Here is a 24,788-nt window from a genome sequence, read left to right as displayed (position 1 = left end):
TCCTTCTCATCCCGCCGCGCCGCCGCCACGAGTTCAACCGGAAGCTTCAGGGATTACGACCTTTGAAATACGCACACTCCGTGCGCGGGCCCATGCCAGACAGCCATGATGACCGGATTATCCTCTCCGGCGAAGGGAGGAACGGCGCGCCATTCCCCCTCAGGTAAAACCATATCGACCACCTCTGCGGTGGCGTTCAGCGTGAGCAGCCAGCGATCAGACAACTGGATCTGCATACACGCTGCGCCCTGCTGCCACTCCCCGGCAGTCAGCGGCTGGGCGTTGCGATTAAGCCAGCGGACATTGCCATCGCCCTCCTGCCACCAGCGGTTGCGGGTGAGCGCTGGAATGCGACGGCGCAGGTGGATCAGCGCCGCGGTAAACGCGGTTAACCCCGGGTTCGCCTGACGCCAGTCCAGCCAGGTCAACGCGTTATCCTGGCAGTAGGCATTATTGTTGCCGTGCTGGCTGTGGCCCTGCTCATCGCCCGCCAGCAGCATTGGCGTCCCCTGAGCCAGCAGCAGCGTCGTCAATAGCGCATGCACGCTGGCGCGCCGCCGTTCAATCACCGCAAGATTGGCGTCTAATCCCTCTATACCATGATTGTTGCTGTAGTTATTGTTAGTCCCATCGCGATTCTCCTCCCCGTTTGCCTCATTGTGTTTCTGATTGAAACAGACGCAGTCGCGGAGCGTGAAGCCATCGTGGGCCGTCACCAGGTTCACCGTCGCCGATGGCCGTTTGCCATCGCGAGCAAAGAGATCGCTGGAGGCCGCGAAGCGTTGCGCAAAGTCACCGAGGGAGACGTTTTGCTGCAGCCAGAAACGACGGGAAATATCGCGAAAATGGTCATTCCATTCGGCGAACAGCGGTGGGAAATTAGCCACCTGATAGCCGCCCGGGCCGATATCCCAGGGTTCCGCAATCAGTTTCACCTGCGACAGCACGCTGTCGCGGCGGATAGCCTCGAACAGCGGCGCATCCTGGCGGAATTCCGGCGTCCGCCCCATCACTGAGGCGAGGTCGAAGCGAAAGCCGTCGACATGGCACTCATCCACCCAGAAGCGCAAACACTGGCGCGCCCATTCCACCACCCCGGGGTGGCTGAGATTGAGCGTATTACCGCAGCCGGTCCAGTTGTGATAATCGCCATCCTCCCTTACCCAATAATAGCTACGGTTGTCGATTCCGCGCAGGGAGACGGTGGGCCCTTCGAGATCAATTTCCGCGCTATGGTTGAGCACGATATCCAGAATCACCTCGATGCCGGCGGCATGAAGCGCCTTAACCGCATCACGAAACTCATCGAGGGCACGCGCGGGATCGTTGGCATAGCGCGGATCCAGCGCGAACCATGCCAGCGGGTTGTAGCCCCAGTAGTTGCTCAAGCCCATCCGCTGCAGTCGCGGCTCGCTGGCGAACTGCGCTACCGGCAACAGCTCGAGGGCGCTGATGCCCAGCGATTTGAAGTAAGCGATCATCACCGGGTGGCCCAGCGCCTTATAAGTTCCGCGAATGGCTTCCGGCAGCTGCGGGTGCAACAGGGTGAGCCCTTTCACGTGCGCTTCATAAATCACCGTTTCCCCCCACGGGGTACGCGGCGGCTTATCGCCCCGCCAGTCGTAATGCAGATCCACCACTTGCGATTTTGGCGCGATTGCGGCGCTGTCGCGATGATCCGGCTCCCACATTCCACCATGCAGGCGTTCGTCATCCGGCAGATCGCCCTCGACCCGATACGCGCAGGGATCGAGCAGCAGCTTCGCCGGGTTAAAGCGGTGCCCCTGCGCCGGGTCCCAGGGACCATGCACCCGATAGCCGTAGCGCAGGCCCGGCCCGGCAGCGTCCAGCCAGCCGTGCCAGATGTCGCCGCTGCGCGCCGGGAGATCGACGCGTTGCTCGTTACCCTGCTCGTCGAATACGCACAGCTCCACCCGCTCCGCATGGGCGGAGAAGAGGGCGAAATTCACGCCCTTGCCGTCATAGCTGGCGCCCAACGGCGCAGGTTTGCCTGCCGCCAGTGAGGTCATTGCGCCTCCCGGACCAGCCAGATCGTCGCCAGCGGAGGCAGGGTCAACGATAGCGAATGTTCGCGGCCATGGCTGGCGATCGCGTCGCTCTCCACCACACCGCCGTTACCCTGGTTGCTGCCGTGATAGTGCATGGAGTCGGTATTCAACGCCTCGCGCCAGCGTCCCGGCTGGTTAATGCCGAAGCGGTAGTCATGGCGCGGCACCGGCGTGAAGTTGCTGGCGACGATAATCTCATTCCCGGCCCGGTCGCGGCGCACAAAGACAAACACCGAACGCTCATGGTCGTCGACCACCAGCCATTCGAAACCGTAGGGGTCAAAATCCAGCTCGTGCAGCGCTTTATGGTGACGGTAGGTATGGTTCAGGTCACGCACCAGTCGCTGGACGCCATGGTGCCAGTTGTCGCCGCCCTCCAGCAGATGCCAGTCGAGGCTGCCGTCGTGGTTCCACTCGCGGCCTTGAGCGAACTCATTGCCCATAAACAGCAGTTTTTTACCCGGGAAGGCGAACAGCCAGCCGTAGTAGGCGCGCAGGTTGGCAAACTTCTGCCAGGCATCCCCCGGCATGCGGTCGAGAATCGATTTTTTGCCGTGCACCACTTCATCGTGGGAGAGCGGCAGCACAAAATTTTCGGTGTAGTTGTAGAGCATGCCGAAGGTCATTTTGTCATGATGGTAGCGGCGATGCACCGGATCGAGCTTCATGTAATCCAGGGTGTCGTGCATCCAGCCGAGGTTCCATTTGAACCAGAAACCGAGGCCGCCGCCGGCTGGCGGACGGGTCACCCCGGCAAAATCGGTGGACTCTTCCGCCATCGTCACCGCGCCCGGCGTCTGTTCACCGAGGATGCGGTTGGTGCTGCGCAGAAACTCAATAGCTTCCAGATTTTCCCGGCCGCCGTATTCGTTGGGGATCCACTCACCTGCCTTGCGGCTGTAATCGCGATAGATCATTGAGGCCACCGCGTCGACCCGCAGGGCATCAATACCGAAGCGCTCGATCCAGTACAGCGCGTTACCGACGAGGAAGTTGCTGACTTCGCGGCGACCATAGTTGTAGATCAGGGTATTCCAGTCCTGGTGATATCCCTCGCGTGGATCGCTGTGCTCATACAGCGAAGTACCGTCAAACGAGGCAAGGGCAAAATCATCCGCCGGGAAGTGGCCGGGCACCCAGTCAAGAATGACGTTCAGCCCGGCGGCGTGCGCGGCGTTGATAAAGTAACGGAAATCGTCGCGGGTGCCGAAACGGCGGGTCGGCGCATAGAGCCCGGTGGGTTGATAGCCCCAGCTGCCGTCGAACGGGTGCTCGTTAACCGGCAGCAGTTCGAGATGGGTGAAGCCCATCCATTTCGCGTAGGGCACCAGCTGGTCGGCCAGCTCGCGGTAGCTCAGCCAGAAATTATTATCGGTATGACGGCGCCAGGAGCCGAGATGCACTTCATAGATAGAGATCGGGGCATCAAACTGGTTCGCCGCTTTGCGGTCCGCCGGCTGTTCCACTTTGGGCGGCAGGTCGCAGATAAGCGAGGCGCTTTCCGGACGCATTTGCGACTCAAAGGCGTAAGGGTCGGCTTTGACCCGCAGATGGCCGTGGGCGTCAATCAGTTCGAATTTATACAGCTGGCCATTATGCGCGCCGGGAACGAACAGCTCCCAGATCCCGGACTCTTTGCGGAATCGCATCGGGTGGCGTCTGCCATCCCAGTAGTTAAACTGCCCCACCACCGACACGCGGCGGGCATTCGGCGCCCACACCGAGAAACGGGTACCGGTGACGCCGTCCATGGTGGCAGCGTGCGCGCCCAGCGTTTCGTAAGGGCGCAGGTGGGTCCCTTCGGACAGCAGCCAGACATCAAGATCCTGCAACAGCGGACCAAAGCGATAAGGGTCATCAATCAGATTCTGCTGCCCGTGCCAGGTGACGGCCAGCTGATAGCGAAAGGCGTTTTTGCGACGTGGCAGGACGCCGCTGAAGAAACCACGCGAGTCGAGGCATTCGAGCTTGCCGACTTTGCGTCCGGTTTTCGGTTCAATAACCCACACGTCGGTGGCATCGGGTAATAATGCGCGCACTTCCAGCCCGGCGTCAGTTCGGTGCATGCCGAGCACGGAAAAGGGATCCGCGAAATGACCGGCGATTAGCGCATTAATCACGTCTCTATCAATATGATTAGACATGCTTTCATCCTGTTGTAAGTGTCGCTCATTCCTGTAACTGGCGACTTTTTTTGACCTGAACGGCGCAGTGCTCTCAGCATCCTCCTGCTCCGTCCCACCTTCAGGTAAGGAATTCCTTACTTAAAGCATAGCCAAGGCTGAGTTACCTCCGTGGGGAAAAATCTAACATCCGCGTTTACTCCTTGTATTACGCAAAAAAAAAGGGGGCTTGAAGACCCCCTTTATGTTCATCCTGCGCTTACGCCAGCTGGCGAAGCATCCGGCGCAGCGGCTCCGCAGCGCCCCACAACAGCTGGTCGCCAACGGTAAAGGCCGACAGATACTCCGGCCCCATATTCAGTTTACGCAGGCGCCCGACCGGGGTGGTCAGGGTGCCCGTCACCGCGGCTGGGGTCAGCTCGCGCATGGTAATCTCACGATCGTTCGGGACCACTTTGGCCCACGGGTTGTGCGCGGCCAGCAGCTCCTCAACGGTCGGGATAGACACATCTTTCTTCAGCTTGATGGTGAACGCCTGGCTGTGGCAGCGCAGCGCGCCAACGCGGACGCACAGGCCGTCTACCGGGATAACGGACGAGGTGGCGAGGATCTTGTTGGTCTCCGCCTGGCCTTTCCACTCTTCGCGGCTCTGACCGTTATCCAGCTGTTTGTCGATCCATGGGATCAGGCTGCCCGCCAGCGGTACGCCGAAGTTATCCACCGGCAGCTCGCCGCTGCGGGTCAGCGACGTCACTTTGCGCTCGATATCCAGAATGGCGGAAGCCGGGTTCGCCAGCTCTGCCGCAACATGGTTGTGCAGCTGACCCATCTGGCTCAGCAGCTCGCGCATATGACGCGCGCCGCCGCCGGAAGCCGCCTGGTACGTTGCCACGCTGACCCACTCCACCAGATCCTGGGCAAACAGGCCGCCGAGGGACATCAGCATCAGGCTAACGGTACAGTTGCCGCCGACAAAGGTTTTGACGCCATTATTCAGGCCGGCGGTGATCACGTCCTGGTTAACCGGGTCGAGGATAATGATCGCATCGTCCTTCATGCGCAGCGAAGAGGCGGCGTCAATCCAGTAACCCTGCCAGCCGCTTTCGCGCAGCTTCGGGTAAATCTCGTTGGTGTAATCGCCGCCCTGGCACGTGACAATAATGTCCAGTGCCTTCAGCGCGTCCAGATCGAACGCATCCTGAAGCGTGCCACCGGTGCTACCGCCGAATGACGGCGCTGGCTGTCCCAGCTGGGAGGTAGAGAAGAACACCGGGCGAATGGCGTCGAAATCGCGCTCTTCAACCATGCGTTGCATGAGAACAGAGCCGACCATTCCGCGCCAGCCGATAAAACCAACATTTTTCATAACGTATTCCTGCGAGGTGTGTGCTGTTTGTGCCTGGCCAGTTTCCAACTGGATTATCCCTCACCTTACAAAATGCAGCTAAAGTCGCAAGTGAAATTAATCAATGATTGCTGAACAATCAGAAAAGCAACTTATCCTGCACATTGTCCACCGTCGCTGGTTGTCGTCAAAAACGCAACGATTATCGGGGAAATCCCCTGCGCAATGGAATATTTTCCGTTGCTATTTTATTGATCCTGATTATGGATTGAGCGCGAAATCAGGTGATTTACCGCTTGCCAAATAAACGCATCAAACCCAGGCACAGCAAGGGATGACGAGGGATACGAGCATCGTCGTAGCGCTAATAAGGGCGAATAGCAGGCAAGGAAAAGGGGGAAAAAGGGCGGCTTATTACAAAGAAGCCAGGGTAAGCAGCGTTACCCTGGCTTTTTATACCCCGCGAGCGGGAGGTGAGCGGGCTTAGCTCAGCAGCTGGAAAGCGATCATACCGACAATCGCCCCGGTGGTACCCAGGATGGTTTCCATCATGGTCCAGGTTTTCAGCGTCTGGGCTTCCGTCGCACCGGTAAATTTACCGAACAGCCAGAAGCCGGCATCGTTCACGTGGCTCACCACAATCGAGCCGCCGGCGATACAGATAGACAACGCTGCCATCTGCGCGCCGCTGTAGTTCAGTTGCTCAATGACCGGCATCACCAGGCCAACCGCCGTTAGACAAGCAACGGTGGCAGAGCCCTGAATGATACGGACGGCAGCCGCCAACACGAAGCAGGTAATCGCAATCGGCAGACCCAGGCCTGTCAGCGCTTCGCCGAGCGCCGGGCCGACGCCGGAGTCAACCAGCACCTGCTTGAAGACGCCGCCGGCGCCGATCACCAGCAGGATAATCCCCGCCGGCTGCAGCGCGTGGCCACAGATCTCCATCACGCGGTCTTTCGCCATCCCCTGGCGCATCGCCAGGCCGTAGATCGCGACCAGGCAGGCAACCAGGATCGCGGTGAACGGATGGCCGATAAACTCGAACCATTCGTAGGCAGTGGAACCCACCGGCACAAAGCGCGCGGCGATGGTTTTTAGACCCACCAGCACCAGCGGCAGCAGGATCAGCGACAGGCTAAAGCCGAAGGAGGGCATTTTTCCTTCGCCGAGATGCGGTTCGCTGATATCGTCAGGAATATGCAGCTCAACGTAGCGGCTAATGAAGTTACCCCACAACGGACCGGCGATAATCATCCCCGGGATCGCGGCGCACAGGCCAATCAGGATCATCCAGCCAAAGTCGGCGTGCATTTGCGACGCCAGCAGCATCGGCGCCGGCCCGGGAAGCAGGAACGCGGCGGCGGCGGCCACCCCTGCAAACAGCGGGATCACCAGCTTCACGAGGTTAGTGCCGGTATGGCGCGCCATCGAGAAAGCGACGCTGATCAGCAGGACAATGGCCACTTCGAAGAACAGCGGCAGCGCGCAGATAAGACCGGCAAGACCAATCGCATAGTGCGCGCGGTTGTGGCCGAAGGATTTGAGCATCTTGACGGCAATCTGATCGACCGCCCCCGTTTCATGCAGGATCTTACCGAACATCGCGCCGAGCGCGACGACGATCGCCAGGAAGCCCAGCGTACCGCCCATCCCTTTCTCCATCGTCGCCGCGATTTTATCCAGCGGCATGCCGGAGAAAAGACCTGCACCAATAGAAACCACCATCAAAGCCACGAAGGCGTGCATCCGCGCTTTCATGACTAAAAACAGCAGCAGCAATACCGAGCCGACTGCTGTTAAAACAAGCGTTAAAGTACTCACTAGTGACTGCCTTTGTTGATCACCTCGATGGTGCTGGCCACCACGCCTTCCAGCGGCTGGTCGATATCGACGATAAGCACATCGCTCTCGTCGGCGCCTGGTTCCTGCAGCGTTTCAAACTGCGTCACCAACATTTGGGTTTTGAAGAAGTGTCCTTTGCGTGCCTTCAGACGGTTTTCGATCACGTCGAAATCGCCTTTCAGATAGATGAAGGAGAGGTTCGGGTTGCCCTTGCGCAGAATGTCGCGGTAGCTCTTCTTCAGCGCCGAGCAGACGATCAGCGACACCTTGTTGGTACGCTGCATAGCAAACGCGGCGTCATTCAGCGCCTGCAGCCACGGCGTGCGGTCATCATCGTTCAGCGGCTCACCGGAGGCCATCTTGGTGATGTTGCTGCGCGGATGCAAAAAGTCGCCGTCGAGAAACGCGGCATGCAGTTGATGCGCCACTTCGCTGGCGACAGCGGATTTCCCGCTGCCGGAAACGCCCATCAGAACATAGACGTGGTGATCATGATTAGTCGTGCTCAAAGCATCCTCCCACCGGACAGGTACGCCGCGCCATGGCTGACTCATCCAGCGCGAAGGCGGCGTATCGGTTAATTGTTACGGGTAACTGTTATCGGTAACATTGTCATGCCGGACCTGTGGAGAAGCAATATCCATTCGTGCCAGATGTGAATATGTGTGATCTACTTCAAACTTGTCAGTTTAAATTGATCCGCCCGGTGACAATGTGAAACCTAAATCTAACATCTTAGGGGTAATCGCTTCACCACGAATGCGCGCCAGCAGCCGTTCGGCGCCGATGCGTCCCATCCGCTCGCGCGGGGTCAGGACGCTGGCCAGCCGCGGCTCCATCACCTGGCCGATATCATGGCCGTGGAACCCGGCGATCGCCATATCATCGGGGATCTTCAGCCCCAGGCGCTGGCATTCAAACGCCGCGCCGACCGCAAGGTCATCGTTGGTACAGAAGATACCGTCAAGCTGCGGATATTCGCGGCGCGCCTGACGCATCAGCTCAATACCCGACGAGTAGGACGAAGACTGCTCCACCATCACGCTATAGGGCGTCATCCCGGCGTCGAGCATCGCCTGCTCGTACCCCTTCTGTTTGATGATAGTTCGTTCATCGAGACGCGCCCCCAGATAGGCGACGTGGCGGTGGCCGCGGGCGATAATCGCTGCGGTCATCTGCCGGGCGGCTTCAAAGTTATCAAACCCGACGGCGATATCGAGGCACGGCGACCGGCTGTCCATCAGCTCCACCACCGGAATGCCGGCGACTTCAATCATCTTCAGGGTGCGAGGCGTATGAGTTCGTTCGGTGAGGATCAGGCCGTCAATGTTCCAGGAGAGCATCGATTCCAGGCGTTTCTCTTCCATTTCCGGCTTATAGCCGTAGTGCGCCAGCATGGTTTGATAGCCGAAGGCGTCGGTGACGCTTTCGATACCGCGCAGCACTTCCGAGAAGACCTGGTTAGTTAACGACGGTAGCAGCACGCCGATGGCGCGGCTGGTCGCGTTGGAGAGAATGTCAGGGGCGCGATTGGGAATATAACCCAGTTCATCGAGGGCAACGGCAATCTTGCCACGCAGCGCTTCGGAGACCTGCTCCGGGTTGCGTAAATAGCGACTGACCGTCATTTTGGTCACGCCGACAAGATCGGCTACATCCTGAAGTACGGGTCTTTTCTTTTTCATCGTCCTGACTGTGATCAACGGGGAAACATTTTCTCAGTTTATCACGGACAAAGCGCAACCTTCGCCGATGTTGGAGAAGGTTGCGCAATTTATTTAACCTGGCTCAGATAACTATCAAACCGGCGGCAGATCGAACAGCAGGATCTCGCTATCGCTGTCGGCATGAACCGAAATCGCCTGCTCGTCCCAGATGGCCAAACCGTCGCTGGTGGTGGCTTTGGTACCGTTGATGGTCACTTCGCCTTTGACCACCTGGATCCACACGCGGCGTTCCGCGGCAATCTGGTGAACCGACTGCTCATCTTTCAGCAGCGCCCAGCGATAGAGTTCCATATCCTGGTACACCTTCAGCGAGCCATCTCGCGCATCTGGCGACAACACCAGCTGTTTGCCCTGGGCGGCGTCGAAGCGGCGCTGCTCGTAGCGCGGGGTAATGCCGGTTTCTTCCGGAATAATCCAGATCTGATACAGACGCAGACGATCGGTTTTGCTCGGGTTGTACTCAGAGTGGCGCACCCCGGTACCCGCACTCATGATCTGGAACTCGCCTGCCGGCACCTGCTCTTTGTTGCCCATGCTGTCCTGGTGCTCCACCGCCCCTTCCAGCACATAAGTCAGGATTTCCATGTCTTTATGTGGATGGGTACCGAAGCCCTGACCAGCGTCGATGACGTCGTCGTTAATCACCCGCAGGGCAGAGAAGCCCATAAAATTCGGGTCATAATAGTTGGCGAAAGAGAAAGTATGCCAGGAATCCAGCCAACCATGGTTAGCGTGGCCACGTTCGTTCGCTTTGCGTAAGTAGATCATGTTGCACCCCCGTATGTTTTCGATGGAGTCAGTGTGGACTCATTTCGCCGTCGATCATAGAGGGTGAAAATTGACTCCTCTGTTCAAAAAATATGAACAAGCGTCGAGGAGCCCGTTTTGCTTATTTTGCCAGGGTGATGGTGGCCGGAGAAGGCTGCTCAAAGCCGCGCTCCAGGATCTCCATATTGGTGAGAACGTCAGATTCCTTGACGTAATTCGGCTGGCCGTTGACGAGAGTGTCGTACAGCGCGTCGTACACCCGACCGTAGTCGCCGGTCTCCAGCGGCACCGCTTCACGCACCGTCTCCCCCGCCTCGTTGACGTACACCAGCTCGCCGACGCTGTCGTCCGCGCCAAAACCCGGCTCGCCCGGCATGATATTGGCCTTCAGGCTGGTCTCCTGCTGGTCAATGCCGTACTTCACAAACGAACCTTTATGGCCGTGAACGATGAATTTCGGGTAGTCGATCTGCACCAGGTGGCTGGTTTTGACGATGGCCTTCAGATCGCCGTAGAACAGTTGGGCCTCAAAGGTGTCATCCGGGTTGGCTTTATTGCGCAGCGAGCGCAGATCGTAAGAGACATGATCCGGACGGCCGAACAGCGAAATGATCTGATCCAGGGTATGTACGCCAAGGCCATAGAACTCGCCGTTTTGCGGGCCGCCGGGGTTGGTCTCCGCCACCGGGCGGTAGTTATCGAAATGGCTTTCGATCTCCACCAGTTCGCCGAGTTTCCCGCTCTCAATCACCTTTTTGGTGGTCAGGAAGCAGGAGTCGAAGCGACGATTCTGGTAGGGCGTCACCGTGAGGCCCTTGCTGTTTGCCAGGGAAAACAGGGTTTTTGCTTCCTCAAGCGTCGGGGTGAACGGCTTTTCCACCAGCACGTTTTTCCCCGCCTCCAGCGCCTTTTTCGCATATTCGAAATGGCTGTCGGCGTGGGTGCAGACCACCACCAGTTTGACCTGTGGGTCGCTTAACACGTCATCAAGATCGCTGGTGAAATGGATATGGGAATATTGCGGCGCCTGCTCCTCGGGCTTCGCCCGGCGGCGGTAGATATGCGCCACATGCCAACGGTCTTTGCGGTGCAAAACGTAAGGAAGATGGTAGCGGGTGGTACTTTTGCCGAAGCCAATAAATGCGCAGTGCAGAGTCATAACGCTGTCCTTAGTTGATGAGCTACCTTCAACCATAGCGCAAGCCGGGCCATCACTTCATCCTCTCTGTCCGCTTTCCTGGAAGATTCGCCAGCAAAATAGTTCAAGCATCACTTATACGAAAATATTAATAACCAATTGATTAACCAGGAATTAATTCGCCATTTTCCAGCTAAAAAACTTGATCCTAACGGCGAAACTACGGATAAGTGGAGGGCAAACCAGGACGTTGCTGATGACTAACGGAGTAGCCAGCCGCTGCTAATGGACAAACAGTATTTCGCCATAAACGGCACCCTTTTTTTCTGGCTTCTTGGACTGATCGCCTGGTCTGTCGATGCCATCGCGCTGGCGCGCCTGGCGGCCGCCTGCGCGCTTGTCGCTTTCCTCCTCCATAGCCAACGGAACAAGATTAACGCGATGTTTATTAAGAAAAATAAAACGGAACCTCAAGCGTCAGAAGCAGCCACACTTCCGGCAATAAACCCAGAACCCGAAGCGGTCGCCAGCAAAAAACACGAGACCACGATCATCGCCAGCGGGGTACATTTCGTCGGCAATATCGTCGCCAGCGGCCATGTCTATATTCACGGCCAGTTGACCGGCAACATTGAGGCCAAAGAGCATCTGATTAAGGTAATGCGTGAAGGCCAGGTGGAAGGCAACATCAGCTGCCGGGAGCTGATTATTGACGGCAAGGTGCAGGGCCAGTGTCATGGCGATAGCATCACCATCGAGGAGCACGGCCATCTGGATGGTACCCTCGCCTATCGCGCGCTGGCGATCAAGAAAGGCGGGGTTTTTAGCGGTCGCGCTGAAATGCTGGCCGCAGCGGAGAACAAAAGTCATATTCTCGGTCTGGTAGCAGACACGCCATCCAAAGCCGACGCGGAGCCCGCCAGGCCGCAGAGCGCCTGAGATAGCGGCAAAAAAAAAGCCAGCACCCGGCTGGCTAAAGTAATACTGGAAGCAATGTGAGCAATGTCGTGCTTTCAGGCTTTCCGCAAGGGTCTCCCTGAATGCAGGACAATAATAATCATTCTCATTCGCACTTGTCTACTTTTTTTTGCAAATAATGCGTGTTGACTCGAACGCCGTAGTCAGTGATGTTTAAAGGGACTTTTCACCTGAATGAGGAACAAGGAATGAGTGACATCGTGATACGCCATGCTGAACCGAAAGATATTGACGCGATTCGTCAAATTCACGCCCAGCCGGAGGTGTATCACAACACGCTACAGGTCCCTCATCCATCCGAACATATGTGGCGGGAGCGGCTAGCCGATACGCCCGGCGTGAAGCAGCTGGTGGCCTGTATCGATGAGCAAGTCGTCGGCCATTTAAGCATTGCCGTCGTCCAACGTCCTCGCCGTAGCCACGTCGCCGATTTTGGTGTCAGCGTGGATTCGCGCTGGCACAACCGCGGCGTCGCCAGCGCGCTGATGCGTACCATGATTGATATGTGCGACAACTGGCTGCGGGTCGAGCGTATTGAGCTGACGGTGTTCGCCGATAATGCCCCGGCAATTGCGGTGTATAAGAAGTACGGCTTTGAGATCGAAGGCACCGGCAGGCGTTACGCGCTGCGCAACGGTGAGTATGTGGATGCGTATTATATGGCGAGAATGAAGTAGCGTGTTGCCGGGTGGCGGCGACTGGCCGCCCTCTGTGCGCTCCCTGCGTCATGAGAGTCATAACGCAGAAGAAATATCGGGAGCGCAATGTGCTCTGAATTAACACAAAGCACATATTTTTCCCGGACCAAAAAGTTGCAAACCGATAACAGTATCTACGTTCGCACAGTTGTAGGCCCGGTAAGCGCAGCGCCACCGGGCAACACATCAATACCCCGCCGTTAAATCATCCGGCGAACGCGGATCGGAGGCGCCATACAGCATGCCGTCCGGCCCTACCATGATGCTTTGGGTACTGCCCATCGCCTCTTTCAGCGCCACTTTCTGCCCCTTCGTCTCGAGCAGCTTCAGGGTATCCGGGCTAAAGCCTTTCTCCACCCGCAGCTCATCCGGCAGCCATTGATGGTGGAAACGCGGCGCATTGGTGGCTTCCGCGACGTTCATCCCGAAATCGATGGTATTGACCACCATCTGCAGTACGGTGGTGATGATCCGACTGCCGCCCGGGCTGCCTGTCACCAGCCAGGTTTTGCCGTCTTTCACCACAATGGTCGGCGACATCGACGACAGCGGGCGTTTTTTCGGCTCCACCGCATTGGCGTCGCCGCCCACCAGACCATAGACGTTAGGCACGCCGGGCTTCGCCGAGAAATCATCCATCTGGTTATTGAGTAAAATACCGGAATCGCCGGCCACAATGCCGGTACCGAAGGTGGTATTCAGCGTATAGGTCACCGCCACCGCATTACCCTCTTTATCGACCACCGAGAAGTGGGTGGTCTGGTTACTTTCATACGGCGCCAGCTTGCCCGGGCGGATCTGACTGGAAGGTTTGGCCTTGTTGACATCAATCTCGGCGGCAATTGCTTTGGCGTAAGCTTTGCTGGTCAGCGCCTGCCACGGCACTTTGACGAAGTCAGGGTCGCCGAGATATTCAGAACGGTCGGCATAGGCGTGTTTCTCCGCCTCCGCCATCACCTGCATAGCATCGGCACTGCCAAAGCCATATTTCTGCATATCGAAGTTTTCGAGGATATTGAGGATCTGCACGATGTGGATCCCGCCGGAAGACGGCGGCGGCATGGAATAAACCTCATACCCGCGATATTCGCCGCTAACCGGCGTACGCTCCACGGCCTTATAGCTGGCAAGATCGGCTTTGGTGATTAGCCCGCCGTGCTTTTTCATCTCGTCAGCGATCTGGTCGGCGATGGCCCCTTTATAGAAGGCCTCCGGGCCGTGCTCGGCAATCAGCTCCAGGCTCTTACCGAGATTCTTTTGCACCAGCCGGTCGCCCTTTTTCAGCGGCTCGCCGTTCTTCCAGAAGATCGCTTTACTGTTTTCATGCTGCGGGATCACTTCGCTGCCATAGGTCTTCAGATCGTCCGCCAGCGCATCGTTAACGATAAAGCCCTCTTCTGCCAGCTTAATCGCCGGGCGGATCACTTTGTTCAGCGGCATGGTGCCGTATTTTTCCAGGGCGAGAGAGAAACCGGCGACGCTGCCTGGCGTGCCGGAGGCCAGATGCGAAGTCAGTGATTTTTTACTGTCCGGGTTGCCCTGGTCGTCAAGGAACATGTCGCGGGTGGCCTGTTCCGGCGCCATTTCGCGGAAATCGATCGCCGTGGTCTTGCCGTCTTTAGTCCGCAGCATCATAAAACCGCCGCCGCCGATATTCCCGGCCTGCGGATGCGTGACCGCCAGCGCGTAGCCAACCGCCACCGCCGCATCGACAGCGTTGCCGCCCTGGCGCAGAATATCCACGCCGACGCGGGTCGCCAGCGCGTCCACCGACGCCACCATCCCCTGCCGGGCGCGTACCGGGTGGAACACATCTTCCTCTACGCCATAAGAGACCGGCGGCGGTGGCGGATTGGCGGCGACGGTGAAACTACCGCCCGCCAGCAACGCAGCGATGACCACCTGGCGCCATATTGTTGTTTTTATCATTGTCTTACTCCTGAAAGGTAGGTTTCATTCCCCGCTTAAGCCTGGTTGATAACTCCTAAAAAATCATTGTTATGGCGGATTCGAGGTACACTTAAGTGATCCCACGCACGGGAGGAGAAAACCATGAAAGCGATTCTGTTTCTGGCGGCGCTGATGCCGCTTGGCGTATTAGCCCAGCCGATCAATATTAATAACAACCCTAACCAGCCGGGTTACGTGGTGCCCAGCCAGCAGCGCATGCAAAATGAGATGAAGGTGCAGCAACAGCAGCAGCAGAGCATGCTGAAGCAGGATCTGAACAATCAGACCCGCTCGCAGCAGCAGCATTTGCAAAACCAGTTGCAGACGAATCAGCAGCGCGCGGCCCAGGGCGGCAATCTCAATCCGCCGCAGCAGGTGCTACCGAACAACAACGGTGGAATGCTGCGGCAGACCAACCCGTAAGTCAGCCGCCGCAAATCCGTCTTAAGGGTGGAAATTCGGCCCGATGACGTCAATGGCATCGGTGCAGATGCAATCTATACCCCAGCGCAGCAGCTCGGCGGCGCGCTGGGGTTTATTGACCGTGTACACCAGAATATGCAGGCCGGCCTGTTTCAGGCTCGCCACCCGCGCCGCATCCAACAGCTTGTGATTGAGGTGAATCGACACGCAGCCCAGCCGGGTGGTCAATTCGCGCCAGTCATCGCGCCACTCATCCAGCAGCAGCCCGCGTGGCAGCTCGGGCGCGGCTTCCTGCGCCGCCTCCAGAGCATCGATTTCAAAAGAGGAGAGCAGCGGCGCGGTCATGCCTTGCCACAGATCGCGCGCAGCCAGGGCCACCACGTTGCCGGTCTGCGGCCCCAGCCCGGTGGTCGGCTTAATTTCGATATTCGCCATCATACCGTGACGGCGGCAGCGCTCCGCCACCTGAGAGAGCAACGGCAGCGGCTCGCCCTTAAATTCACGGCTGAACCAGCTGCCGGCATCGACCTTCAGCAGATCGTCCCACGCCAGCTCGCCCGCCACGCCCCAGCCGTTGCTGGTGCGTTCGAGATTATCGTCATGCAGCAGAAAGATCTGCCCGTCCTTCGACAGCTTGGCGTCAAATTCAATCATCGTGTGCCCGTAGCGGGCGCCGACGTCGATAGCCGCCAGGGTGTTCTCCGGCGCCAGTTTACCGCCGCCGCGATGGGCGACGATGCGGGGATAAGGCCAGTTACTCATGCGCGTTGTCCTGTTTCACCATCAAAGAGATGCAGATGTTCCAGGGGCAGATGCAGCCATAGCGTACTGCCGCCCGCCGGGCGCTGCTGATGCGGCAGTCTGACCACCAGCTTCTGCTCGCCCCAGCGCCCGTGGGCGAGGTTATCGGCACCTAAAATTTCCAGGGTATCCATCAGCAGCGGGATGCCGCCTTGCGCCTGCGAGCTTAAAATAAAGTGCTCCGGGCGGATACCGAGCGTCATTTTACGCCCGGCGTAGCGCCGATGCTCGTGATTCATCGGCAACGCCATGCCACCGGCCAGCTCGAAGCGACCGCCGTCATCGCTGATGCGCCCTTCCAGCAGGTTCATGGCCGGGCTGCCGATAAAGCTTGCCACAAAGCGGCTGGCGGGCTTCTCATACACTTCCACCGGGGTGCCGATCTGCTCGGCAACGCCTTTATTCATCACCATCACCCGCTGGGCCAGGGTCATCGCTTCGACCTGATCGTGGGTGACGTACAGCGAAGTCGTTTTCAGGCGGCGATGCAGCTGCTGCAGTTCCAGACGCATCTGCACGCGCAGCTTGGCGTCGAGATTTGACAACGGTTCGTCGAACAGGAATACCGCCGGGTCACGCACGATAGCGCGGCCCATCGCCACGCGCTGGCGCTGACCGCCGGAGAGCTCCCGCGGGCGACGCTTGAGCAGACCATCCAGCTCCAGAATACGCGCCGCCTCCTGCACCCGCTCGGCAATCAATCCCTTACCCATGCCGCGGATCTTCAGCCCCCACGCCATGTTCTCTTCCACGCTCATATGCGGATAAAGTGCATAGTTCTGGAACACCATCGCGATGCCGCGATCTTTCGGTTCCATCTCAGTCACCCGTTTGCGATCGATCCAGATATCGCCGCTGGTCACCCGCTCCAGTCCGGCAACCATCCGTAGCAGCGTTGATTTCCCGCAGCCCGACGGGCCGACCATGACGATAAATTCCCCGTCCGCCACGTCCAGCGTCAGCGGTTGAATCACCTGGGTTTTGCCATCCCAGCTTTTGCTTACTGCCTGTAGTTTTAAACCAGCCATTTTATTTCTCACTATCGACCAGGCCACGCACAAAGGCGCGCTGCATGGCTAAAACGATGACGACCGGCGGGATCAGGGTCAGCAGCATCGCCGCCATCACCTGATTCCACTGGGTAGTACCTTCGCCGGTGGCGATCATGCCTTTAATACCGGCGACGGCGGTGCCAAGATTCACATCCTGAATAATCAGCAGCGGCCACAGATATTGGTTCCAGCCGTAGATAAAGGTGATGACGAACAGCGCCGCGAGATTGGTTTTCGACAGCGGCAGCACGATGTCGCGAAAGAAGCGCATCGGCGAAGCGCCATCGATACGCGCCGCTTCAATCAGCTCGTCCGGCAGGGTCATAAAGAACTGGCGGAACAGGAAGGTGGCGGTGGCCGAAGCCATCAACGGCAGCGTTAACCCGGCGTAGCTGTCGAGCATGTTGAGGTTAGCGATGACCTCCACCGTCGGGAAAATCCGCACCTCAACGGGCAGCATCAGGGTGATAAAGATCATCCAGAAGAACAGGTTACGCAGCGGAAAGCGGAACCAGACGATGGCGAACGCCGAAAGCATCGACACCACGATTTTGCCGACCGTAATGGCGAACGCCATGATGAAACTGTTGAGCATCATCAGCCAGAACGGCGCGCTGTTGACGCCGACGCCGTTCACCCAGATGGTCTTCATGTTCTCCAGCAGATGGCCGCCGGGGATCAGGGTCATCGGCGTTTCAAACACCGATTGGTTATCCAGCGTCGCCGCCACGAAGGCGACGTAGAGCGGGAATAAAATGACGGCAATACCCAGAATGAGCATGGTGTGGCTGAAAATCGTCAGCCCGCGACGGTTCTCAATCATTGGTAACGCACCTTACTTTCAACGTAACGGAACTGCACCACCGTCAGAATAATGACGAGGAACATCAGCACCACCGACTGTGCGGCGGAAGCGGAAAGATCGAGTCCGGCAAAACCTTCGCGATAGATTTTGTAGATCAAGGTGGTGGTGGCCTGCACCGGGCCGCCGGCGGTGGCGGCATCGATCACCGGGAAGGTGTCGAAGAAGGCGTAAACCAGGTTGACCACCAGCAGGAAGAAGCTCACCGGCGCAATCAATGGCAGCGCCAGCTTAAAGAAGCGACGAATCGGCCCGGCGCCGTCGATGGCGGCGGCCTCAACCAGCGAACGCGGGATCGACTGCAGCGCGGCGAAGAAGAACAGGAAGTTATAGCTTATCTGCTTCCATACCGAGGCGAAGACCACCAGGAACATCGCCTGGCCGCTGTTTTGCGCGTGGTTCCAGTCGTAGCCCAGCTCGCCGAGGAAATGGGTGATCAGCCCGCGCCCGGGGTTAAAAAGGAAGATCCACAGCACCGCCGCGACGGCGGGGGCCACGGCGTACGGCAGCAGCATCAGCGTTTGATAAAAGCGGCTGCCTCGCACCACATAGTCGACCAGCGCGGCAAAAAACAGCGAAACGAGCAGGCCGCTGACAGTCACCAGGGTGCTGAATTTTATAGTGGTCCAGAACGAGTCCAGATAGTACGGGTCGTGGAACAGCGCAACGAAGTTATCCAGGCCGACAAACTGGCTGGAGAGACCAAACGGATCGACACTCTGCAGCGAGTACCACAGCGCTTCGCCCGCGGGCCAGATAAAGAAAATCAGCGTGATAATCAGCTGCGGCGCGACCAGCACATAGGGCAGCCAGCGCGAGCGGAATACCGGACGGGATGATGACATTGAGATTGGGTTCCTGAACAATGCCGGGAGGCGGCTACGCCTTACCCGGCCTACATAGGGCACATCGTAGGCCCGGTAAGCGCAGCGCCACCGGGCAAGTTACAGATTACGATTTGGTCGCTTGCTCGAAGCGACGCAGCAGCTGATTCCCACGCTGAACAGCGGAATCCAGCGCCTGTTGCGGGGTTTTCTTGCCGGTCCACACGCTCTCCAGCTCTTCATCGACGATGGTGCGGATTTGCGGCATGTTGCCCAGACGCAGGCCTTTGGTGAACGGCAACGGCGGCTTGTTCAGCATCTGGCGGGTGGCGATATCGGCGCCCGGGTTCTTATCATAGAAGCCCTGCTGGCGCGTCAGATCGTAGGCCGCAGTGGTGATCGGCAGATAGCCGGTTTTCTGGTGCCATTCGGCGGCGATTTCCGGTTTGGTCAGGAAGTCGAGGAACTTCGCCACGCCGGTGTAAGTCTCTTTGTCTTTACCCTGCATCACCCACAGGCTGGCCCCGCCGATGATGGCGTTCTGCGGCGCGCCTTTCACGTCGGCATCGTATGGCATCATGCCGACGCCGTAGTTGAATTTGGCATACTGACGAATATCGGCCAGCGAGCCGGATGACGCGGTAGTAATCCCGCAGTCGCCGTTATAGAACTTCTCGGTGGATTCGTCTTTACGCCCGAAGTAGCTGAAATCGCCCTTCTTGTTCATCTCTTCGAGCAGGGCGATATGCTTCACCTGCTCCGGCTTGTTGAACTCCAGTACCGCGTCGGTGCCGTCAAAACCGTTATTTTTCGTGGCCACCGGCAGGCCGTGCCAGGCGCTGAAGTTTTCAATCTGGATCCAGCCCTGCCAACCGCTGGCGTAGCCGCACTTCATTCCGGCCGCTTTCAGTTTGGCGGTGTAAGCCGCCAGATCCTGCCAGGTCTTCGGCGGCTGCTCCGGATCTAAGCCGGCTTTTTTGAAGGCGTCTTTGTTGTAGTACAGCACCGGCGTAGAGCTGTTAAACGGCTGGGAGAGCAGATGGCCGGTTTTCGAATCGGTGTAGTACCCGGATACCGTCGGCACAAACTGCGATTCATCAAACTTGATGCCCGCCTCGCTAAACACCTGGTACACCGGCTTAATGGCTTTTGACGCCATCATGGTGGCGGTGCCGACTTCATACACCTGCAGGATCGCCGGGGCGTTGCCGGTACGGAAAGCGGCGATACCAGCACTCAGGCTCTGTTCATAGTTGCCTTTGTATACCGGAACGATTTTGTAATCAGGATTGGCCGCGTTAAAGCGTTGCGCCAGAGAATCCACTTCTTTACCCAGCTCGCCTTCCATTGAGTGCCAGAATGGGATGGTGGTAACCGCCAGGGCCTGACCGGCAAAAGCCAGGCTCAGCGCCAGTCCTAAAGCTGTATGTCGTAACGATATCATCGGTTATCTCTCTTGTTGTGCCGGATGCGCGATTTCACGCGTTTTATGCTCGCGGGGTAACATGACATGTTCGAATTACAGAAAAATAACTTTTTTATTACAAAAAAAAGATAGTAACGGGTCAGAGAGATGACAAGCCGATGAAAGGACAGGGGAAGTAAAGTGGGAGCTGAGACACGGATAATAGTTGTGCGATCGGCTCCCGGGGTCGGCGCAAGCGCCTCGCCCGGGCTACAACGGCTTGGGTAGCCCCGCCAAGCGAAGCGCCGCCGGGTTGCAACGATTTAACCGTCATCCGCGCAAACGCGCGACAATCTGTTCCAGGGTAAGTTGCCCCGCTGCCGCCTCGACGGTCATGCCGACGAAGTCCGGATTCGCCGGCAATATAATTCCATTTCGCTTTAAAAAAAGCAGGGTAATAAACAGTGCCGTACGCTTATTTCCATCATTGAAAATATGGCCGCGAGAAATCACCAGCAGGTGCATCGCAGCGAGTCGCCACACGTCTGTCACACCTTCATATTCAATTTTGTTTAGCACCCTATACATTATCGCTTCGGCACGCCCCGGGTCGGGCATACCGGCAACGTCAGGCGTGACGCGGAGCAGCCTGTCGTGAAACTGTATTATCTCTTCCGCTGAGATAATCTGCAGCGTCATTTATCCGCAAGCTCCCTGATCTCATCACCATGAACCGCCATAATAGCCGCGAACTCATCATCCATTCTGGCCGCCTGGTAGCGTTCAAACTCTTCTGCACTAATGATGACCGCAGATTTATGCCCACGACGGGTAATGGTCACAGGTACACCTGTCACTGCGCTTTCCAGCACATCGGCCAGATTTTGTCGGGCTTCGCTATAGTTAACCGTTCTCATAAATACCTCCAAAGCTGTACTCTTTTATTGTACAACATACATGTACAAAAAAAGAGCCATCAGGCTCTTTTAAAGGTATTTGTGCGATCGGCTCCCGGGGTCGGCGCAAGCGCCTCGCCCGGGCTACAAACCGGCGAAGCGAATGACGCCGGGTTGCGATGAATTAACCGCCGAGATAGGCGCTGCGCACCGCCTCGTTGGCCAGCAGCGCGTCGCCGGTATCCTCCAGCACCACGTGACCGTTTTCCAGTACGTAGCCGCGATCGGCCAGCTTCAGCGCCTGGTTGGCGTTCTGCTCGACGAGGAAGATAGTCATCCCCTGCTCGCGCAGCTGCTCGATGGTGTCGAAAATCTGCTGAATGATAATCGGCGCCAGCCCTAATGAGGGCTCATCAAGCAGCAGCAGGCGCGGCTGGCTCATCAGAGCACGACCGATCGCCAGCATCTGCTGCTCGCCGCCGGACATAGTGCCGGCGCGCTGAATACGGCGTTCATGCAGACGCGGGAACAGCTCATACACCCATTTGATGCGGGTCTGGAACTGATCGCGGTCGGCAAAGAAACCGCCCATCGCCAGGTTCTCTTCCACCGTCATACGCGAAAAGACGCGCCGCCCTTCCGGGACGATCGCCACCGCTTCACGCATGATTTTCGCCGTCTGCCAGTCGGTAATATCCTTACCGTCAAAGACAATGCGCCCGCTGGAGGCGCGCGGATCGCCGCACAGCGTGCCAAGCAGGGTGGTTTTCCCCGCGCCGTTGGCGCCGATCAGCGTAACGATTTCACCCTGTTTGATATGCAGGCTGACGTTGTGCAGCGCCTGAATCTTGCCGTAGTGGGCGCTGACATTGTCAAAAGTTAACATCGCGTTTTCCATCTTATGCCTCACCAAGGTATGCGCGGATCACGTCCGGGTTATTACGAATCTCTTCCGGCGTCCCGTTGGCCAGCGGCGTCCCCTGGTTCACGACGTAGATGCGATCGGAAATGCCCATCACCAGCTTCATATCGTGTTCGATAAGCAGGATGGTGGTGTTGTGATGGTTACGCAGCTCGGCGATAAGCTCGTCCAGCTCTTTGGTCTCTTTCGGGTTCAGCCCCGCCGCCGGTTCATCGAGCATCAGAATTTCCGGCTGGGTCACCATGCAGCGGGCAATCTCCAGCCGGCGCTGGTCGCCGTAGGCCAGGTTGCTGGCCTGACGGTTGGCGTGCTCCAGCAGGCCGATACGCTCCAGCCAGGTGGCGGCCCGGTCCAGCGCTTCGCTCTGCGCGCGACGGAAGGCCGGCGTTTTCAGCAGGCCGGAGAAGAGCCCGGTTTTCAGCTGCTGATGCTGCGCCACCAGCAGGTTTTCAATCACCGTCATTTCGCGGAACAGACGCACGTGCTGGAAGGTCCGCACCACGCCCATCCGCGCAATCTGCTGACCCGGCAGCCCTTCCAGGTGCTGGTCGCGCAGCATAATGGTGCCGCCAGTGGGCTTGTAGAAACCGGTCAGGCAGTTAAAGACGGTGGTCTTCCCGGCGCCGTTGGGGCCGATCAGCGAGACAATCTCGCGCTCTCTGAGCTCCAGCGAAACATTGTTGACGGCCAACAGGCCGCCGAAACGCATCATCAGGCCGCTGACGGATAATAATGGCTGACTCATGCCTGCTCTCCTTTCGCCTGACCGTTTTTCAGCTTCAACTGCACGCGCGTCATTGGCAGCAGCCCCTGCGGGCGCCAGATCATCATCAGCACCATCAGGCCGCCGAGCATTAACATGCTGTATTCGTTGAAGTCACGCATCAGCTCGCGCGAGACCACCAGCAGAATAGCCGCGAGGATCACCGCGAACTGCGAGCCCATCCCGCCCAGCACCACGATCGCCAGCACGAAGGCCGACTCGGCGAAGGTGAAGGATTCCGGGCTGACGAAGCCCTGGCGCGCAGCGAACAGCGTCCCGGCGAAGCCAGCAAACGCGGCGCTGATGGTAAAGGCGGTCAGCTTGATGCGCGTCGGGCTCAGGCCCAGCGAACGACAGGCGATCTCATCTTCACGCAGCGCTTCCCACGCCCGCCCCAGCGGCATTCGCAGCAGGCGGTTGATGACGAACAGGCTGAGCACGACCAGCAGCAGCGCCACCAGGTAGAGGAAAATCACCCGATCGGAGGGATCGTATTTGACGCCGAAGAAATTGCTGAAGGTATCCCAGCCGCCTTCGCGGGCGGTACGGCTAAATTCAAGGCCGAAGAAAGTCGGTTTCGGGATCTGGCTGATGCCGTTCGGCCCGCCGGTGATCTCGGTATTGTTGAGCAGCAGAATACGCACAATTTCACCGAAGCCTAAGGTCACAATCGCCAGATAGTCGCCGCGCAGACGCAGCACCGGGAAGCCCAGCAGGAAGCCGGCCGCCGCGGAGACCAGGCCAGCCAGCGGCAGACAGGTCCAGAAGCCGAGACCGTAATAGTGGTTCAGCAGCGCGAAGGTATACGCGCCGATGGCGTAGAACCCGCCGTAGCCAAGCACCAGCAGGCCGGAAAGGCCGACCACCACGTTCAGCCCGAGGCCGAGGATGATATAGATCATCGTCAGGGTGGCGATATCCACCGTACCGCGCGACACCATAAACGGCCAGGCCACGGCGATCACCAGCAGGGCTATCAGGAACAGCTTCTGCTTCACCGTTGAGCCGTCAATCGCCGGCATAATAAACTTCGGCCCGGAGACGTTCTTAACCGCTTTCTGGAACAGCGGCCGCAGCAGCTGGAAGAAAAAGACCACCGCGGTGCCGATAAAGATCCACTGCCAGCGAATATCGGCGGCGGTATCGACCACCAGCTTGGTGCCGTCCAGCTCCAGCTGCACGCCCATAAAGACGCCCGCCAGAATGAAGAACATCACGGCAGACAGCAGCGCCATTGCAATTTGCATCGGTTTCATACTTTTTCCACCTCCGGGCGGCCCAGAATGCCGGTCGGCATCACTAACAGCACCAGAATCAGCAGCGCGAAGGAAACGACGTCCTTATATTCGGTGCTGAGATAGGCAGAAGAGAGCGCCTCGGCAATACCCAGGATCAGGCCGCCGATCATTGCGCCAGGAATACTGCCGATACCGCCGAGCACGGCGGCGGTGAAGGCCTTCATCCCGGCCATAAAGCCGATATAGGGGTTAATCACGCCGTAGAACTGGCCGAGCAGCACGCCCGCCACCGCCGCCATCGCTGCGCCGATGACAAAAGTCAGGGCGATGACGCGGTCGGTGTTAATCCCGAGCAAGCTGGCCATTTTCAGGTCTTCGGCACAGGCGCGGCAGGCGCGCCCCATCCGCGAGTAGCGAATAAACAGCGTCAGGGCCAGCATGGCGATAAAGGTCACCACCCAGATCACCAGTTGCATGGTGGTGATCGTCGCGGAGAAGCTGTCGCTGTGGCCGACGATCCACTGGCCGTTAAACAGGCTTGGCAGCGCCACGTCGCGCGACCCCTGGGTCAGGCTGACGTAGTTCTGCAGGAAGATAGACATCCCGATAGCGGAGATCAGCGCAATCAGACGCTTAGAGTTACGCACCGGCCGATAGGCAACGCGCTCGATACTCCAGCCGTAGGCGCTGGCAATCACAATGGCGCCCACGAATCCGGCGGCGACCAGCAGCCAGCTGGTGTCGATGCCCATCATCATCAGCGCGGCGATGATCATGAAGGAGACATAGCTGCCAATCATATAGACCTCGCCGTGGGCGAAGTTGATCATGCCGATAATGCCATACACCATGGTATAGCCGATGGCGATCAGCGCATAGGTACTGCCCAGCGTGACGCCGTTAAACATCTGCTGCAGAAAATAGAGAAACTGCTCGGACATAAGGTAACCTTTTTCAAACC

The 24,788-nt window shown here is 58.2% G+C and carries 23 protein-coding genes and 1 pseudogene; 4 read left to right on the top strand and 20 right to left on the bottom strand.

Features of this window, described 5'->3' with window-relative positions; translation table 11 throughout:
* Window positions 1-53 precede the first annotated feature (53 nt).
* The 3 genes from glgX to asd form a co-directional block, all read right to left on the bottom strand.
* Window positions 54-2,030 carry a glycogen debranching protein GlgX gene (gene glgX, locus AS136_RS09305; protein WP_012967127.1) on the bottom strand — a complete coding sequence of 659 codons (1,977 nt, stop codon included), beginning with the start codon at window positions 2,028-2,030 and terminating at the stop codon, window positions 54-56.
* On the bottom strand, window positions 2,027-4,213 hold the full coding sequence (gene glgB / locus AS136_RS09300) for a 1,4-alpha-glucan branching enzyme (RefSeq protein ID WP_008806987.1): 2,187 nt from the start codon (window positions 4,211-4,213) through the stop codon (window positions 2,027-2,029). Before glgB ends, glgX begins: the two co-directional genes overlap by 4 nt.
* A 238-nt stretch (window positions 4,214-4,451) precedes the next feature.
* Complete coding sequence (asd, locus tag AS136_RS09295) at window positions 4,452-5,558, bottom strand: aspartate-semialdehyde dehydrogenase (protein ID WP_012540397.1); 1,107 nt, start codon at window positions 5,556-5,558, stop codon at window positions 4,452-4,454.
* A gap of 103 nt (window positions 5,559-5,661) precedes the next feature.
* On the opposite strand from asd, the pseudogene AS136_RS28980 reads away from it, so the two are divergent.
* Window positions 5,662-6,024, top strand: a pseudogene (locus AS136_RS28980) (hypothetical protein).
* Here AS136_RS28980 and gntU read toward each other — a convergent pair.
* The 5 genes from gntU to AS136_RS09270 all read right to left on the bottom strand — a co-directional run bounded on the left by gntU (window position 6,021) and on the right by AS136_RS09270 (window position 11,036).
* The gene (gene gntU / locus AS136_RS09290; protein ID WP_008806984.1) at window positions 6,021-7,361 is read right to left on the bottom strand and encodes a gluconate transporter; all 1,341 of its coding nucleotides are present in this window, start codon (window positions 7,359-7,361) and stop codon (window positions 6,021-6,023) included. The pseudogene AS136_RS28980 and the gene gntU sit on opposite strands and share 4 nt — an antisense overlap.
* Window positions 7,361-7,891, bottom strand: coding sequence for a gluconokinase (gntK, locus tag AS136_RS09285; protein ID WP_012540395.1), 531 nt, complete (start codon window positions 7,889-7,891; stop codon window positions 7,361-7,363). Before gntK ends, gntU begins: the two co-directional genes overlap by 1 nt.
* 180 nt (window positions 7,892-8,071) lie before the next feature.
* Entirely contained in the window at window positions 8,072-9,067 is a 996-nt protein-coding gene (gntR, locus tag AS136_RS09280; RefSeq protein ID WP_002920777.1) for a gluconate operon transcriptional repressor GntR, read from the bottom strand.
* A gap of 114 nt (window positions 9,068-9,181) precedes the next feature.
* Complete coding sequence (locus tag AS136_RS09275) at window positions 9,182-9,877, bottom strand: pirin family protein (RefSeq protein WP_002920779.1); 696 nt, start codon at window positions 9,875-9,877, stop codon at window positions 9,182-9,184.
* Window positions 9,878-9,998: 121 nt separating this feature from the next.
* On the bottom strand, window positions 9,999-11,036 hold the full coding sequence (locus AS136_RS09270) for an oxidoreductase (RefSeq protein ID WP_023323350.1): 1,038 nt from the start codon (window positions 11,034-11,036) through the stop codon (window positions 9,999-10,001).
* Window positions 11,037-11,300: 264 nt separating this feature from the next.
* Here AS136_RS09270 and AS136_RS09265 point away from each other — a divergent pair, with 264 nt between their 5' ends.
* Entirely contained in the window at window positions 11,301-11,954 is a 654-nt protein-coding gene (locus AS136_RS09265) for a bactofilin family protein (RefSeq protein ID WP_008806981.1), read from the top strand.
* A gap of 227 nt (window positions 11,955-12,181) precedes the next feature.
* The gene (gene yhhY / locus AS136_RS09260; RefSeq protein ID WP_012967123.1) at window positions 12,182-12,670 is read left to right on the top strand and encodes an N-acetyltransferase; all 489 of its coding nucleotides are present in this window, start codon (window positions 12,182-12,184) and stop codon (window positions 12,668-12,670) included.
* 207 nt (window positions 12,671-12,877) lie between these two features.
* Here the strand turns inward: yhhY and ggt are convergent, their stop codons facing one another.
* The gene (ggt, locus tag AS136_RS09255; protein WP_023323351.1) at window positions 12,878-14,620 is read right to left on the bottom strand and encodes a gamma-glutamyltransferase; all 1,743 of its coding nucleotides are present in this window, start codon (window positions 14,618-14,620) and stop codon (window positions 12,878-12,880) included.
* A 123-nt stretch (window positions 14,621-14,743) separates the two neighbouring features.
* On the opposite strand from ggt, the gene AS136_RS09250 reads away from it, so the two are divergent.
* A complete protein-coding gene (locus tag AS136_RS09250; RefSeq protein ID WP_008806979.1) occupies window positions 14,744-15,064 on the top strand; it encodes a DUF2756 family protein in 321 nt (106 codons plus the stop codon).
* 21 nt (window positions 15,065-15,085) lie between these two features.
* Here AS136_RS09250 and ugpQ read toward each other — a convergent pair whose 3' ends face one another.
* From ugpQ to livH, 11 genes are all read right to left on the bottom strand, one after another.
* Complete coding sequence (gene ugpQ / locus AS136_RS09245; RefSeq protein WP_023323352.1) at window positions 15,086-15,826, bottom strand: glycerophosphodiester phosphodiesterase; 741 nt, start codon at window positions 15,824-15,826, stop codon at window positions 15,086-15,088.
* Window positions 15,823-16,893, bottom strand: a complete 1,071-nt coding sequence (locus AS136_RS09240; protein WP_023323353.1) for a sn-glycerol-3-phosphate import ATP-binding protein UgpC — start codon at window positions 16,891-16,893, stop codon at window positions 15,823-15,825. Before AS136_RS09240 ends, ugpQ begins: the two co-directional genes overlap by 4 nt.
* 1 nt (window position 16,894) lies before the next feature.
* Window positions 16,895-17,740 (bottom strand): sn-glycerol-3-phosphate ABC transporter permease UgpE, encoded by an 846-nt coding sequence (gene ugpE, locus AS136_RS09235; protein WP_008806976.1) that lies wholly within the window; start codon window positions 17,738-17,740, stop codon window positions 16,895-16,897.
* Entirely contained in the window at window positions 17,737-18,624 is an 888-nt protein-coding gene (gene ugpA, locus AS136_RS09230) for a sn-glycerol-3-phosphate ABC transporter permease UgpA (protein ID WP_012967120.1), read from the bottom strand. The genes ugpE and ugpA overlap by 4 nt, the downstream gene beginning before the upstream one ends.
* 106 nt (window positions 18,625-18,730) lie before the next feature.
* Window positions 18,731-20,047: a sn-glycerol-3-phosphate ABC transporter substrate-binding protein UgpB gene (gene ugpB / locus AS136_RS09225; protein ID WP_022066271.1), complete on the bottom strand. Its 1,317-nt coding sequence runs from the start codon at window positions 20,045-20,047 to the stop codon at window positions 18,731-18,733.
* A gap of 291 nt (window positions 20,048-20,338) precedes the next feature.
* A complete protein-coding gene (locus AS136_RS09220; RefSeq protein ID WP_008806973.1) occupies window positions 20,339-20,707 on the bottom strand; it encodes a type II toxin-antitoxin system death-on-curing family toxin in 369 nt (122 codons plus the stop codon).
* The gene (locus AS136_RS09215; RefSeq protein ID WP_004174006.1) at window positions 20,704-20,925 is read right to left on the bottom strand and encodes a type II toxin-antitoxin system Phd/YefM family antitoxin; all 222 of its coding nucleotides are present in this window, start codon (window positions 20,923-20,925) and stop codon (window positions 20,704-20,706) included. The genes AS136_RS09220 and AS136_RS09215 overlap by 4 nt, the downstream gene beginning before the upstream one ends.
* Window positions 20,926-21,088: 163 nt before the next feature.
* Window positions 21,089-21,802, bottom strand: a complete 714-nt coding sequence (gene livF, locus AS136_RS09210; protein ID WP_004145133.1) for a high-affinity branched-chain amino acid ABC transporter ATP-binding protein LivF — start codon at window positions 21,800-21,802, stop codon at window positions 21,089-21,091.
* A gap of 1 nt (window position 21,803) precedes the next feature.
* Window positions 21,804-22,571, bottom strand: coding sequence for a high-affinity branched-chain amino acid ABC transporter ATP-binding protein LivG (livG, locus tag AS136_RS09205; RefSeq protein ID WP_008806972.1), 768 nt, complete (start codon window positions 22,569-22,571; stop codon window positions 21,804-21,806).
* Window positions 22,568-23,845: a branched chain amino acid ABC transporter permease LivM gene (gene livM / locus AS136_RS09200; RefSeq protein ID WP_008806971.1), complete on the bottom strand. Its 1,278-nt coding sequence runs from the start codon at window positions 23,843-23,845 to the stop codon at window positions 22,568-22,570. The genes livG and livM overlap by 4 nt, the downstream gene beginning before the upstream one ends.
* Window positions 23,842-24,768: a high-affinity branched-chain amino acid ABC transporter permease LivH gene (gene livH, locus AS136_RS09195; RefSeq protein ID WP_012540389.1), complete on the bottom strand. Its 927-nt coding sequence runs from the start codon at window positions 24,766-24,768 to the stop codon at window positions 23,842-23,844. The genes livM and livH overlap by 4 nt, the downstream gene beginning before the upstream one ends.
* Between the last annotated feature and the right edge of the window lie 20 nt (window positions 24,769-24,788).

The organism is Klebsiella sp. D5A, assembly GCF_001620885.1.
Taxonomy (GTDB): Bacteria; Pseudomonadota; Gammaproteobacteria; order Enterobacterales; family Enterobacteriaceae; genus Klebsiella; species Klebsiella variicola.
The sequence above is the reverse complement of the archived record's forward strand: the minus strand, read 5'-3'. Positions and strand labels throughout refer to the sequence as shown.